This window comes from Streptomyces sp. NPDC013157, assembly GCF_042899865.1.
Classification (GTDB): domain Bacteria; phylum Actinomycetota; class Actinomycetes; order Streptomycetales; family Streptomycetaceae; genus Streptomyces.
Map to the genome: position 1 here is coordinate 374,082 of NZ_JBIBAK010000010.1, position 13,834 is coordinate 387,915.

At 71.4% G+C, this 13,834-nt stretch carries 12 protein-coding genes; 4 read left to right on the forward strand and 8 right to left on the reverse strand.

The genetic code is table 11. The annotated features are described in order from the left end of the window. Positions 1-58 precede the first annotated feature (58 nt). Positions 59-1,609: a PucR family transcriptional regulator ligand-binding domain-containing protein gene (locus ACFY6U_RS29210; protein ID WP_390042943.1), complete on the reverse strand. Its 1,551-nt coding sequence runs from the start codon at positions 1,607-1,609 to the stop codon at positions 59-61. A gap of 123 nt (positions 1,610-1,732) precedes the next feature. Here ACFY6U_RS29210 and ACFY6U_RS29215 point away from each other — a divergent pair, with 123 nt between their 5' ends. The 3 genes from ACFY6U_RS29215 to ACFY6U_RS29225 all read left to right on the forward strand — a co-directional run bounded on the left by ACFY6U_RS29215 (position 1,733) and on the right by ACFY6U_RS29225 (position 5,917). Continuing rightward, the gene (locus ACFY6U_RS29215) at positions 1,733-3,196 is read left to right on the forward strand and encodes a sodium:solute symporter (protein ID WP_351493957.1); all 1,464 of its coding nucleotides are present in this window, start codon (positions 1,733-1,735) and stop codon (positions 3,194-3,196) included. 67 nt (positions 3,197-3,263) lie between these two features. Next, positions 3,264-4,232 (forward strand): agmatinase, encoded by a 969-nt coding sequence (gene speB, locus ACFY6U_RS29220; protein WP_390042945.1) that lies wholly within the window; start codon positions 3,264-3,266, stop codon positions 4,230-4,232. Beyond that, positions 4,229-5,917, forward strand: coding sequence for a thiamine pyrophosphate-binding protein (locus ACFY6U_RS29225; RefSeq protein ID WP_390042947.1), 1,689 nt, complete (start codon positions 4,229-4,231; stop codon positions 5,915-5,917). Before speB ends, ACFY6U_RS29225 begins: the two co-directional genes overlap by 4 nt. 34 nt (positions 5,918-5,951) lie before the next feature. Here the strand turns inward: ACFY6U_RS29225 and ACFY6U_RS29230 are convergent, their stop codons facing one another. From ACFY6U_RS29230 to ACFY6U_RS29255, 6 genes are all read right to left on the reverse strand, one after another. Further along, positions 5,952-8,105, reverse strand: coding sequence for a trypsin-like serine peptidase (locus ACFY6U_RS29230; protein ID WP_390042948.1), 2,154 nt, complete (start codon positions 8,103-8,105; stop codon positions 5,952-5,954). A gap of 74 nt (positions 8,106-8,179) precedes the next feature. Further along, the gene (locus ACFY6U_RS29235) at positions 8,180-8,566 is read right to left on the reverse strand and encodes a hypothetical protein (RefSeq protein WP_390042950.1); all 387 of its coding nucleotides are present in this window, start codon (positions 8,564-8,566) and stop codon (positions 8,180-8,182) included. Positions 8,567-8,633: 67 nt separating this feature from the next. Then, positions 8,634-8,834, reverse strand: a complete 201-nt coding sequence (locus ACFY6U_RS29240) for a hypothetical protein (RefSeq protein WP_390042952.1) — start codon at positions 8,832-8,834, stop codon at positions 8,634-8,636. 51 nt (positions 8,835-8,885) lie between these two features. Beyond that, positions 8,886-9,098: a hypothetical protein gene (locus tag ACFY6U_RS29245; RefSeq protein ID WP_390042954.1), complete on the reverse strand. Its 213-nt coding sequence runs from the start codon at positions 9,096-9,098 to the stop codon at positions 8,886-8,888. A gap of 82 nt (positions 9,099-9,180) precedes the next feature. Beyond that, on the reverse strand, positions 9,181-9,372 hold the full coding sequence (locus ACFY6U_RS29250; RefSeq protein ID WP_390042956.1) for a hypothetical protein: 192 nt from the start codon (positions 9,370-9,372) through the stop codon (positions 9,181-9,183). Between the two features lie 273 nt (positions 9,373-9,645). Further along, positions 9,646-12,171, reverse strand: coding sequence for a S8 family serine peptidase (locus ACFY6U_RS29255; RefSeq protein ID WP_390042958.1), 2,526 nt, complete (start codon positions 12,169-12,171; stop codon positions 9,646-9,648). 279 nt (positions 12,172-12,450) lie between these two features. On the opposite strand from ACFY6U_RS29255, the gene ACFY6U_RS29260 reads away from it, so the two are divergent. Then, entirely contained in the window at positions 12,451-13,167 is a 717-nt protein-coding gene (locus ACFY6U_RS29260; RefSeq protein WP_390042982.1) for a BTAD domain-containing putative transcriptional regulator, read from the forward strand. Positions 13,168-13,261: 94 nt separating this feature from the next. Here the strand turns inward: ACFY6U_RS29260 and ACFY6U_RS29265 are convergent, their stop codons facing one another. Further along, the gene (locus tag ACFY6U_RS29265; protein ID WP_351493963.1) at positions 13,262-13,618 is read right to left on the reverse strand and encodes a peptidase inhibitor family I36 protein; all 357 of its coding nucleotides are present in this window, start codon (positions 13,616-13,618) and stop codon (positions 13,262-13,264) included. Between the last annotated feature and the right edge of the window lie 216 nt (positions 13,619-13,834).

A 13,834-nucleotide genomic window follows, 5' to 3' on the forward strand; every position in this document is an offset into this window, starting at 1 on the left:
TTGTGGGGCAGGGCGTTGTGCGTTCGCCCTGCGTATCGCCCGCTGGGACGTGCGTCACTCACTCCTGCCGGAGGGCGAACCAGAGCTCCATCCGTACGTCGGGATCGTCGAGTTCGGCGTGGAGGAGCTCCGAGGAGCGGGCGATGCGTTGCCGCACGGTGTTGCGGTGGACGGACAGGGCGACCGCCGTACGGTCCCAACTGCCGTGCAGCGACAGCCAGGTGCGCAGGGTCTCGACGAGGGCGGGGTGCGCCGAGAGGGGGCCGAGGAGGGCGCGGGCGTGGGCCTCGGCTTCTTCTTTCGGGACGAGTTCGGCGAGGCCGGGGCGGCCGCCGTGGCTCAGCAGCGGGGTGCGGGTCGCTCGGGCGCGGGCGAGGGCGCGGGCCGCTTGTGCGGCTGCGGCCGACAGGTGCTGTGCGGGTGCGGGGGAGCTGACGCCGAGGGTCCAGCCGGGCTGCGGCTGAGGTGTTCGGTCGGCGGGGACCAGGACTTGGACGATCTCCCCTACGGGGTCGATGAGGGGCGAGCCGAGTGCGGCGCCGAGGGCGGTGGCGGCCAGGAGGTCCGGCGGCTGCGGGTGGGGTGTGGCTGGTCGCGCCCCGCGGCGGAGCCGCATATCGACAGGGCCCCGCGCCCCTGAAAGAAGGTCGGGACGGGCGCGTTGGTCATTTCTGCAGGCATGCACGACGAACCAGGTGTCGCCCCTGTCGAGCAGTGGGGCCACCTCCTCCGCCGTGCCGCCGAGCAGGAGTCGTACGAGTGCTGAGGTGCGGGCCGCGCCCGAGCCGCTCTGCCGCTCGCCGGTGAGGAGGGTGAGCAGGACCGTGGCCACCGAGGCGATGGTGTGGTCGCCCGGTTCGCGGCTCGGTGTGGCCACGCCGAGTGCGAAGCCGGTGCTGAGGGTGTAGGCCGCGAGATGGGTGCCGGCGGTGGCGTGGGTGGCGGAGGTGGGGGTGCCGGGGCCGGACGGTCGTACGACCTCCGCGAGCTCGGCGAGTGCGTCGCGGACCGGCGCCTCCGGCTCCCGGCCCGCCGACGCGATCTCCGTGCCTTCCGGTCCGTGCAGGGCCGTCCAGCCGCCGAGCCGGGTGGCGAGCTGGCGGAGCACCGCGGGGACCGGGTCCGGGCGGGCCGCGGCCGCGGCCAGGCTCTGCTGGGCCTCCGTGACGCGGCGCAGTTCGGCCAGGCGGGCCTGTGCCAGCAGCTGCCAGACCGCGCGGGCGACGGCGGTGAAGGGGGTCTGCGGCGGGACCTCGACGAGCGGGAGGCCGTAGCCGTCGCAGGCCTCGATCAGGGCGCGCGGGACCGTGTCGTGCACGGGGACCAGCCCGAAGCCGAGGGCGGCGCCGCCCGCCGCGACGATCCGGGAGACGTAGTCGTCGAAATAGGTGCCCGAGCCCGCCGCGTCCGGGATGTGCACCCCGGCCGTCAGCAGCAGCTCGCCGCCCAGCAGGTACGGGTACGGGTCGGCCATCTCCGAGGTGTGCGCCGCGTGGATGACCAGGGAGGGGCCGGACGGCCCGGCGATCTGGCGCAGGGCGAGGTCCTCGCGGGCCAGGAGGGCGGCGAGGGGCACGGGTGGCGTGGGGGGAACCGTGGGGTCCGGCATGGTGTGCGTTTCCTCCATCCCGTACGGCTCGAATGGATGAAACGTACACTTCGCAGCCGCTTTCCGGCCACCTACTGTCGATGCACGTCACCCGCCGGCGAGACCCCACCGAAGGAGGGCCCTGTGGCCGTCGACTACACCGTGATCGTCCTGTACCTGGCCGGCATGCTGGCCATGGGCTGGTGGGGCATGCGCCGTGCCAGGTCGAAGAGCGAGTTCCTGGTCGCCGGGCGCCGGCTCGGGCCCGCCATGTACTCCGGCACCATGGCCGCGATCGTCCTCGGCGGCGCGTCCACCATCGGTGGCGTGGGACTGGGGTACCAGTACGGGCTGTCCGGCGCGTGGATGGTCTTCACGATCGGGCTGGGGCTGCTCGCCCTCTCCGTCTTCTTCTCGGCCCGGATCGCCCGCCTCAAGGTCTACACCGTCTCCGAGATGCTGGATCTGCGGTACGGCGGCCGGGCGGGCGTGATCTCGGGTGTCGTGATGTGGGCGTACACGCTCATGCTCGCCGTCACCTCGACCATCGCGTACGCCACGATCTTCGACGTCCTCTTCGACATGAACCGGACCGTCGCGATCGTCATCGGCGGTTCGATCGTCGTCGCCTACTCGACGCTCGGCGGCATGTGGTCGATCACGCTGACGGACATGGTCCAGTTCGTGGTGAAGACGATCGGCGTGCTGCTGCTCCTGCTCCCGATCGCCGTCGTGAAGGCCGGCGGCTTCAGCGAGATGAAGGCGAAGCTGCCGACCACGTACTTCGACCCGCTGGGCATCGGCGGCGAGACGATCTTCACCTACGTGCTGATCTACACCTTCGGCATGCTCATCGGGCAGGACATCTGGCAGCGGGTCTTCACGGCGCGCGGCGACCGGACGGCGAAGTGGGGCGGCACGGTGGCCGGCACGTACTGCCTGGTCTACGCCCTCGCCGGGGCGGTGATCGGGACGGCGGCCAAGGTGCTGTACCCGAAGCTGGGCAGCCCGGACGACGCCTTCGCGACCATCGTCAAGGACGAACTCCCCGTCGGCGTCCGGGGGCTGGTGCTGGCCGCCGCCCTCGCGGCCGTGATGTCGACCTCCTCCGGCGCGCTGATCGCCTGCGCGACCGTCGCCAACAACGACATCTGGTCGCGGTTGCGGGGGCGGGCCGGGTCCGGTGGACGGGATCACGACGAGGTGCGGGGCAACCGGGTCTTCATCCTGCTCATGGGGCTCGGGGTGATCGGCACGGCCATAGCCCTCAACGACGTGGTCGAGGCGCTGACCGTGGCGTACAACCTGCTCGTCGGCGGCCTCCTCGTCCCGATCCTCGGCGGGCTGCTGTGGAAGCGCGGCACGGTCCAGGGCGCCCTCGCCGCCGTGACCGTCGGCGGCCTCGCGGTGATCGGCCTGATGGCGGGCTACGGCATCCTCGCCAACGAACCCGTCTACTACGGCCTCCTCTCCTCCCTCGTCGCGTACGTCGCCGTCTCCCTGGTGACGAAGCCGACCGACGCGGCCGTGCTGGCGAACTGGCGGGAACGGCTCGCGGGCCGCGGTGGCCCCGAACTCGTGTCCGAGCCGGTCCCGGCCCACCAGTAGAGTCGTAGCCGGAAGCAGTGCATAGCGGTACGTACGCGACGAAGCGCAGGAAGAAGGCAGCACCCTCATGAGCAGCAACGAGACGCCCCGCGGCCCCGTCGACTCCTCCCGTACACCGCGGTACGCCGGTCCCGCGACCTTCGCCCGGCTGCCCCGGCTCGACGAGGTCGGCCGCGCCGACGTCGCCGTGGTGGGCGTGCCGTTCGACTCGGGCGTCTCGTACCGGCCCGGCGCCCGCTTCGGCGGCAACGCCATCCGCGAGGCGTCCCGGCTGCTGCGCCCCTACAACCCGGCGCAGGACGCTTCTCCGTTCGCCCTCGCCCAGGTCGCGGACGGCGGCGACATCGCCGTCAACCCCTTCAACATCAACGAGGCGGTCGAGACGATCGAGGCCGCCGCCGACGACCTCCTCGGCACCGGCGCCCGCCTGATGACCCTGGGCGGCGACCACACCATCGCGCTGCCCCTGCTGCGGTCGGTCGCGAAGCGGCACGGCCCGGTCGCCCTCCTCCACTTCGACGCCCACCTCGACACCTGGGACACCTACTTCGGCGCCGAGTACACGCACGGCACCCCGTTCCGCCGGGCGGTGGAGGAGGGCATCCTGGACACCTCGGCCCTCTCGCACGTCGGCACCCGCGGCCCGCTCTACGGCAAGCAGGACCTGACCGACGACGAGAAGATGGGCTTCGGCATCGTGACCTCGGCGGACATCTACCGCCGGGGCGCCGACGAGGTGGCCGACCAGCTGCGGCAGCGCATCGGCGACCGCCCCCTCTACATCTCGATCGACATCGACTGTCTGGACCCCGCCCACGCCCCGGGCACCGGCACCCCCGAGGCGGGTGGTATGACGTCCAGGGAGCTGCTGGAGATCCTGCGCGGCCTGGCCGCGTGCAACCTCGTCTCGGCGGACGTCGTCGAGGTGGCCCCCGCGTACGACCACGCCGAGATCACCTCGGTGGCGGCCTCGCACACGGCGTACGAACTGACCACGATCATGACCCGACAGATTGCCGAGGCGCGCTCCAAGTGACCCACGACCACGACCTGGTGCTCCGCCCGACCGAGGCGCAGACGGCCGCAGCCCTCAACCCGCCCGCCGGCCGCAACGGCGGAGACCTGGTCGTGGAGACCCTGGCCGGGCTCGGCGCGACCACCGTCTTCGGGCTGCCCGGCCAGCACGCCCTCGGCATGTTCGACGCCCTGCGCCGCTCCGCCCTGCGCTATGTCGGCCTGCGGGTGGAGAACAACGCGGGCTTCGCGGCGGACGCGTACGGCAGGATCACCGGCGAGGCGGCCCCGCTGCTCCTTTCCACCGGCCCCGGTGCGCTGACCTCGCTGGCCGCGCTGCACGAGGCGGCCTCCGCCTCCGCGCCCGTCCTCGCGATCAGCAGCCAGATCCCCACCGCGGGCCTGGGCGGCGGCCGTCACGGCTACCTGCACGAACTCCCGGACCAGGCGGCCTCCTTCCGGGGCGTGGTGAAGTCGGTCCACACCGTCCGCACCCAGTCGCAGATCCCGTCCGCGCTCGCGGCGGCCTGGAAGTCGGCGCTGACCGCCCCGCACGGCCCGGTGTGGGTGGAGATCCCGCAGGACGTGCTGCTCGCCGAGACGTCCGTCCCGGTGGTGACGGCGGTCGACGCGACCCCCGACGAACTCCCCCCGCGCCCCGAACTGACCGCCGTGGCGGCCGACCTGCTGTCCCGGGCCGCCCGCCCGGCGGTCATCGCGGGCGGCGGGGTCGTACGGTCGGACGCCGCGGGGAAGCTGCGGCAGCTGGCGGAGACGCTGAACGCCCCGGTCGTCACCACCTACGGCGGCAAGGGCGCGTTCCCCTGGCACCACCCGCTGTCCCTCCAGTCCTGGCTGGAGGACCGCCACACCACGGACTTCCTGGAGGACGCCGACGTCCTTCTCGTGGTCGGCTCGGGCCTGGGCGAACTCTCCTCCAACTACCACACGTTCAAGCCGCGCGGCCGGGTGATCCAGATCGAGGCGGACCTCGGCAAACTGGAGTCCAACCACCCGGCGCTGGGCATCCACGCGGACGCGCGGCTCGCACTCCAGGCGCTCCTCGAGACGGTGACCCCGCGTGCGGACGACCAGGCGGCGGACCGGGTACGAGACCTGCTCTCGCGCGTCTCGGAGCGCATCACCGCCCAGGAACTCACCCTGGAACAGGAGGTGCTGGCGTCCGTCCGCCGCGCCCTCCCCGCCGGCTCCCCGTCCTTCTGGGACATGACGATCCTGGCGTACTGGGCCTGGTCGGCCTTCGACGCCCATGCCCCGAACCTCATGCACTCCGCGCAGGGCGCCGGCGGCCTCGGCTACGGCTTCCCGGCGGCCCTCGGCGCGGCCGCCGCCGACCCGACCCGCCCGGTCCTCGCGGTCTCCGGCGACGGCGGCGCCCTCTACTCCATCGCCGAACTGGCGACGGCACGCCAGCACGACCTCCCGGTCACCTGGCTGATCGTCGACGACGGCGGCTACGGCATCCTCCGCGAGTACATGACCGACGCCTTCGGCAAGCCCACGGCGACGGAACTGTCCCGCCCCGACTACGTGGCGCTCGCCGAGTCCTTCGGGGTGCCGGGGGTGCGGACGACCCCGGAGAACCTGGAGACGGACCTGGCCAAGGCCCTGGCCACGCCGGGCCCCTCGGTGGTCGTGCTCCCGGCGCTGCTGCGGATGTTCGCGCCGACGCATCTGGGGGACTAGCGGCGACACAGCAGGCCTCGGTCCTGCCCCGCTGTCAGGAGAGCGCCTGGCCGATGGGCCCGGCGACGGTCGCGTGGGCGAGATACTCGGTGACGTTGTGCGCCCTGCCCTGCGCGTTGGTGACGCCCGGCTGGGAGAGCTCGCCCCACCGCGGATCGCCGAGCGGGCAGCCGATGGCGACCGCGTCCGTCGGGCACCAGGCGTTCACCCATCGGTCCACCCCCGGCGGCGGGTGGGGTGCGCCGGTCAGGAGTCGGCTGTTGACCGCGTCCATGCCCAGCGGGCTGCCCAGTGTGACGAGCAGGACGCGGTCGATTCCGTTCGACAACCGGTCGAGCAGATCCATGCCGACCACGGTTCCGAGACTGTGCGTGACCAGAATCAGTTCATCGTGGTCCGGCATCGTGCCGAGCACCGTGTCCAGCACGGCGTCGCGGACACCGGGGACGCTCAGGTACCGGCTCACGTCGCCGAAGACGGTGGCGATGGTCCACTCGTCGACGTCGGTACTCGCCGCCAGCCAGGTGAGAGCGCGATGGAACGTCCCCACCAGCTGGTCGAGTCCTTCCGAGGCCGCGGGCACCCCCTCCGTAGGGTCCGCCTCCTCCTGCATGCCGACCTTGACCGCGGCTTCGCGGAGCAGCTGGCCGTACGCGTCGGAATCCCGGGTCGACTCGGCGGTGAGCCTTCCCACCGCCTCGGCGGCCGACGGGGCGGACGCTCCGTCGAGCAGCGCGGCGGCCGCGGCGACGGCGGTTTCCCCGCCCGTGCGTTCGGCGAGCCGGTCGCCGTAGTAGGGGAACCAGATGTCGGCGGGCTCGACCGTGGCCCGGCCGGCCCGGGTGAGGCCGTTGTTCAGCCCCGCCGCCCATTCGCGGCGCAGTGCTTCGGGATCTTTCCCCTGCTGGCCTCTGCCGTGCAGGAAGACCATGTTGCGGTGGCCGCCGAAGGCGCCGGGCCGACCGCGCAGTCCGGCGCGAGGGCGCACTGCAGCCAGAGCTGCGGTGGGCGCCGTCGGTCCGGTGGTGGGCGTCGCGGCCTCGGCCGAGGTACGGAGCGGCAGCGGTCCGCTCCACAAGGACCCGTCCGGTGCGATCGGCATGCCATCGGGGGCCAGTTGACTGCCCAGACCTGACTCCGGCCCCATGTCCGACAGCAGAGCGTGCTCGGCGGGGGCCGGCCGCAGGGCTGCCAGGTGGCGCAGCACGGAACTGATGCGGACTCCCTCGTTGGCGACCCAGGAGACGGCGTCGTCTCCGTCGCTCGGCTGCCAGACCTTGCCGTCCTTGCGCAGCACGTGCCCCTGCGGATCGGTCTCGGGCACCCCGCTGTGGTGCAGGGCCACGACCTCCCACTGGTCGTTGAAGACCGGAGAGCCGGAGTTTCCCGGTTCGGTGTCGGTCTGGTACTGCAGGAAGTCGTCCAGCCGCACCAGGAGCTTGTTGTCGCGGAGGGCGATCTCTTTCAGACGGCCGTTCGGATGCCCCACGATGTTCACCAGCTCGCCGACCACCAACTTGCCGGTCTGGACACTGAGCCGGTTCCAGCCGAAGACGTCACCCGGCAGGGCTTTCCCGTCGACCGGGGCGACTGCCACCAGGGCGAAGTCCAACGGCTCGTGCGCGACGAACAGCGTGCCGGGGTCGAACTCCGTACGGACGGCCGTGTCGGGCACGTTGTCGGCGGTGACCTGGGCATTGAACTCGACGAAGCAGGACCGGGCGGAGTCCGTGTCGGGCAGCACATGGTGATTGGTCAGCAACAGCCGAGGCGACACCAGAAAGCCCGTGCCGAGAGGCAGTTCGCGGCCGTTGCTGCGCAGGGAGATCCGGGCCACCGTGGCGGCAGCGCGGGTCCCACGGGGCAGAAAGCTCACGGCCTGCAGTTCGTTGGACAGGCCGATGATCCGTTCGTGGACCTGGGGCAGCTCCAGGGGGTCGGCGCGGACGCCGGCGACGGCAGCGGCGGGCGGTATGCCGCTTCTGGTGAGGATCCGTTCGGCACGGGCGGCCAGAGCCTGGACCGTGTCGGGGTACGGCACCCCCTGGGCGGTCTGTGCTTGGGCACGCTCCCGTGCCCCGGCCGACTGCCGATAGCGCTGCGCCGCGGCCATGGCGTGCTGCTGCCGCAGGTCGTGCGGAGTCCCGCCCAAGGCCGCGTCCGTTGCCGACGTGTCCACTGTGGCCATGGTTCCCACCTCTTCACGATGTCTCGCGGATTGCGCTGCGGAGCAGGGAGTGCGCCGGGGCACGGTGCGGCACCTCAGACGCTGCCGTCCCACTCACAGGGGCCGTCCGCGTCCGGCGGGCAGTGCCAGCCGCGCGAGTCCCGGTCGGTGAGTGGAGCGGGGTCTCCGGCGTCGGAGCCGTACCCCTCGGAGGGCGGCGGCTCGTCCAGGAACTCACCCTGCTCGCCTGGCTTGCCCACTACGTCGTACACGCCAGACTTTTGCAGATACGGCTGGTAGAGCCCCACCCCGCGCTTGACGGCATCTCCCTGGATAGGGAGGTCGTGCTGCACGCCGGGCGCTGTCGTGGGCTCGTCGTCCCTGCCCTGGGCGCGCGGGGCGGCGGTCTCGCCCGGGGCGGCGGAGCGGTTGGCCGCACCACGGTGGGCCCGCGGCTTCTTCTGGTTGGGCGCGTCATTCATCCTGGTCTCCTTTCAGCGCCGCCGTACCGGCGGCGGGCCGGGTCGGCCGCGCCGCCGGCCTGCGGTCTCAGCCCGCCAGCGCGCCGATCGCCTTGCCGGCCAGGCTGAGCAGGGGCAGGAAGCCGAAGTCGGCCTCGACGCCGCTGATGTCGCCCTCTGACCCCTGACCCGCGGCGGGGCTACGGTCGACAGCGGGCGCCTGGAAAGGCGTCCGCAGCGCGGTGACCGGTTCCGTGCCTTGGTCTCGCGGTGTGAATTCGTTGTTCATGGCGATGTCCTTTCCGCGTCCTTGCCGCGCGGTAATGCCCGCGCGCCGGACCTAGAGCACGGCGTCCAGCGCGCCCTTGGCCGCGTGGCCCAGAGCCCGCCAGGGGATGTCCGACCAGCTCAGGTTGGCCTCGATGCCGTCGGTGTCGCCGCGGTCGCCGCGCGCGGCGGCAGGGTTCCGGTCGACGGCGGGTGTCTGATAGGGCGTCCGCAGCGCCGTGGCCGGTGCCGGGGCGCTCCTACGACGCGTGATCTTCTCCGTCATGTCGGTGTCCTTTCGGTTCCGGCCGTCGGTGGCGGTGCGGGCGGCCCCGCCACCGACGGCCGAGGTGCCGGGGCGAGCCGCCTCAGAACAGGACCTTCGCCACCGTGCCCAGGATGTCGCCGAGGTTGATGTTTGCCTCGACGCCGTTCGCGTCGGCTCCGTCGGAGCCTCGCGGTGTGGTGGGGGCGCGGTCGATCGCAGGCGTCTGGAACGGCGTCTGCAGTGCCGCGAGCCGCGGGGACTTCTCCTCACGGGTGAATGTCGTGTCGTTCATCCTTCTCTCCTTTCACCTCTGCGATGGCCCGGCGAACGGTTGCCGCCGGACGTCTGACCGCTCAGCCGCTCTGCAGGGCCCGGCACATACTGCGGGCGGGGCCGGGCAGGTCCGCGCAGGCCGACCTGGCCGCTTCCGCGCCGCGGGCCGTGTCCTGGTCGCCCGGTGCCGTACCCGGGCCGCGGTGAACCGGTGGAACCTGGACGGGAGCGGTGAGTCGTGGACTGTCCGTCTTCCTGTGCATGACGTCTCCCTGGTGTGCGGGACGGGCGGTCAGTAGCCGCCGATGAAGTGGTGAACGGGTGCGAGAGTCACGGGGAGCTCGTCGCTGACGTCGCAGGTGAACAACAGCGACACGTTCGCCCTGCGGTCGTTCTCCGGGTCGAAGAAGGTGAAGACGACGTCCTGGCAGTCGGAACCTGTACGGCAGAACGGGCTCTTGGACACTCTGATGGTGTCCAGGGCGTAGGGGTGGTTGGACCCGTTGCCCGGGTGGTCCGCGAGGCGGTTCGGGGCAACGACGTCCCCGATCTCTTTTCCGACGAGGAAGGCGTTGGTGGCCGCGAAGTTGAGCGCGCGGTCCGCGGAGCTCTGCCCGAGGTTGCGGAACTGGTAGTAGATCTTGTCCAGGACGGCGAAGAGTATGCGCCGCAGCGCCTCCGGGTCGAGGGCCTGCCCCTTGGGGAGCGGGTCCAGCGGGTCCTTCGTGAGGACCGCCACCAGGTTCTCGACGAAGACGTTCTCGTTCCAGGTGTAGAGCCCGCGGCTCTTCACCTCGATCACCGGGACGACCTGGCCGGAGAACAGGCGCACCGTCCGGCCGGTCAGGACGCCCGGTATGGAGACCCGTGAGACGTAGGCATCGGTCTTCTTGTCCTGGATCTGGCCGACGATCGCGTCCCGGAAGGTCCGGTAGACGGTGGAGACCGGTGGGTACGACAGGGCTTCGACCAGGTCCGCCAACGCGGTGCCCTGCTCACTGACGGCCTTCTCGGCGTTGCCGCGCACCGTGTCGGGCGCTGCCGTGCGATCGCTGATGATCGGTTTGGTCCAGTCCATGCCCGCCGATGCCTCCGCCTCGAGGGCATAGATCGGAGTGGCGTCCATGTTCAGCGTCCAGGTGAGCTTGTCGGACGCCCAGGGGTTCTTCGCCAGGTAGTCGTGCACCTGCCGGGGGTCGTAGACGTTCGGAGGGAGCTCTTGCTCCGGGTGGCCGTCCCCCGGCGGGATTGTCACGACGGGCATCTGCTGGCGGAAGCTGTCCCGGCGGGCCTCGGTCTGGTAGTCGAAGCCGATCGTGCCGATCGCGAAGATCAGCTGACGTCCCTCGGCGCTCGGCGTGGTGCCCGCGCTCGGACGTCCGCCGCAGGTGCCGCCGCAGTCCGGGCAGGAGGGGCGCACCCCCTGTTCCACCGGGGCGGCCGCGATCGGTGCGGGGGCCGCGGCAGGAGGCGGTGGGGCCTGCTGTGGTGCGGACTGGGCCGCCGCCTGGGCCGCCGCCTGGGGTATCGGCTGTGTCATGGGCTGTGCCGTCGGCTGCCCGGGATACCCCGCGGTCTCCGTGCCGGCCTGCCGGAAACCCTGCGGCAGGGAGCCGGGCTCGGGCGGTGGCGCCGGCAGGGCCTGGCCGGGCGCTTCGGCCGGCGGCGGAGCCATGGCCGGGGCCGTCTGGGGCATCGGCGGGAGCGTCGGTGCCGGGTTCGACGCGGTGGAGGGGGTTGCGCCGGTGTCAGAGGGCAGGGCCGCGGCGGCGGACATGCTCTCCGCGGTTTCGCCGGCGTGCGCGTGTACGGCGTTCGTGTCCATGACGATGGCTCTTCCTTTCGATTCGGCGGGTGTCGCTCGCGGCGTCAAGGGCTCGCCTGCGATGTTGGCGGGGACGCCCCGCGTCGCCTGGGAGACGACCGGGCTCCCCTTGCTGATCAGGTCGAAGGCCTGCGCGGTGTTGAGACGGCCACCGAGGAGCCGACGGCACCGCGGCGCGTCGTCCGGGCCGCACGGCGGACGGTCCGCGGCAGCGAGGATGGCGCGGCCGGCGGCGAGCGGGTCGGGCTTGCTGCCCTCGGCGATCTGCCGGGCCACGAGCAGTGCGGCGACACCGGTGACGACCGGAGTGGCGAAGCTGGTGCCGGTCAGTGCCACGACTTGGCCGCCGGGGGCTGCGCCCGCGATGTCCCGGCCGGGGGCCAGGACGCCGTTGGCGCGGTAGGCGGCCCCCCAGTTGTTGATGTCCAAGGCGTCGCCGTGGCCGTCGGTCGCTCCGACGGCGAGTACGGACGGCGTGGCGGCCGGAGCCTGCAGACAGTCGCACCCGTCGTTGCCGACCGCCGCGACCACGAGGACCCCGCTGTCCTCGCAGAGGCGCAGCGCCCGCGCCAGCATGGCCTCGGCCCTGCCGTCCGCGCTCCGTTCACCGCCACTGATGTTGATGACGTGCGCACCCGCCTCCACGGCCTGTTCGACGGCCCGCGCGAGGTCGAGTTGGGGCACCCGGGACGGACGTCCGTCCGGGGAGTCCCGGAACACCGGCAGGAGGAGGCCGCGGCAGCGCGGCACGAGTCCGGCCACCGGCGATCCGGGCTGTCCGAAGAGAAGGCTGGTGACATGCGTGCCGTGCAACGACATGGAACCGGTGCCGCCGGCGTCCGTCACCAGAGTCGTCAGCCGCTTGAGATCCGCTCCCGCGAAACACGGATGCGTGAAGTCGACCGGGCCGTCGAGCACGGCGACACGGACCGCCGGGTCGCCGAGGAGCGTGGCTTCCCCAGGCAGTCCACCTAGTACCGACCGGACGTCCATCCGAGCCTCCGTTTCCCGGCTGCTGTGCCCTTCCGGATACACGCCAGGTTTCCCACACCGGCGTTCCTGAGTTATTCCAGGGAATGTGCGAATTTCATTCGGGGGGCGTCTCGGATGCGTTTCCGGATCGTTTAAGGTGTATTTTTTATATGTTGGAATTTCATTCTTCTACTCCTGAGGGGTCGTTTTGTTGAATGTTGTGCAGATGAGGGTGTGCCTGGTCCGATGGGGGGACACGGGTTGCAGTCGAAAAACGCGGCCAGCACAGTGTTGGTTGTGATGAACTCAGTGCGGCTCGAAATCCTGGGCTCATTCGAATTAATCCGCGGCGGGCGAAGGGTCGCCGTCCCGGCGGGCGCTCAGCGGCTGTTCGCCCTTCTGGCGGTGCACGGTGACGGCATTCACCGGAGGGCCGCCGCCGAGCGGCTTTGGCCGGAGTGCCTGCCGATGCGGGCGGCGGCCAATCTCAGATCGGCACTGTGTCAGTGCCGGAAGTCGGGTCCGAGGGCCGTTGTGGAGAGCGAGGGGCAGCGCCTCGCGATCTCGCCGTGCCTTTCCGTCGACTATCGCGATGCCTGGCGGTCGGCCTGCCGGCTCCTGGAGGACGACAGAGGGGCGGAAGCGGATCTCGACGACCTCGATCGGCTCGTCGCCCATCTGGTCCGGCCGCTCCTGCTGGGCTGGGACGACGAATGGCTGGCACTCGAACGTGAACGGTGGGACCAGATGCGTCTTTACGCGCTGGAGCGCCTGGCCCAGCACTTCCTCGCGGTCGGTCGGTACCTGGCGGCGCATCAGGCGGCGCTGGCCGCCACCGCGGTCGATCCCTACCGTGAGACCGCTCATCGCATCGCCATCGAGGTTCACGCGGCTGAGGGCAACATCGCCTGTGCGGTCAAGCACTACCTGGACTACCGAGGGCTCCTGCAAAGGGAGTTGAGGGTGTCGCCCTCCTCCCGTATGACCGAACTGATACGGGGCCTGACCACCGCCTAGCCGTTCGGCTCGGCCCGCGAAGGCCGACGCCGGGAGCGGGCGTCCGAGGGTGACCCGTCGTGCGGTGGGTCACCCGGGACAGGGGAAACAGGGCTCAGCAGGCCCCCGCCCCCACCCCGTCGATCCGCCCCCCGAAGTCGCCGCGGTACTGGGAGCGCCAGTCGCCGTTGAAGACGTCGCGCTTCTCGGTCGGCGACCAGTTGACGAAGCAGGCGCGGGTGGAGGCGACGAAGGAGCCGACGTTGTCGTGGAGGTTCGGCGGCATGTCGCGGTAGCCGCTGCGGGCCGTCCACTCCCAGTAGTCGCCGCCGAAGCCCTCGCCGCTCCAGAAGCAGACGGAGCCGTCGGGACAGGACGGGGCGGCGGCCGCGTGTGCGGAGGCGCTCTGGGCGGGGACGACGAGTGCGGTCAGGGCGAGGGCGGCGGCGAGGGACCAGGTGCGCAGCTTCACGGGACTCTCCGGAAAAGGGAGTTGGGGACGCCTCGGCGGAACTGCCGGGGCGCCCCCATGCTGCGGGGCGATCATGCGGACACGCCCGAGTCCAAGATCGACTTCACCTGTGTGAGGGAAGTAGGGTCCGTCTTCAAAGATCGCTAGATGGTGGATCATGGTGGCGTGGTACGTCGTCATGAACTCACTGAGCAGGAGTGGGAGTTACTCGCTCCA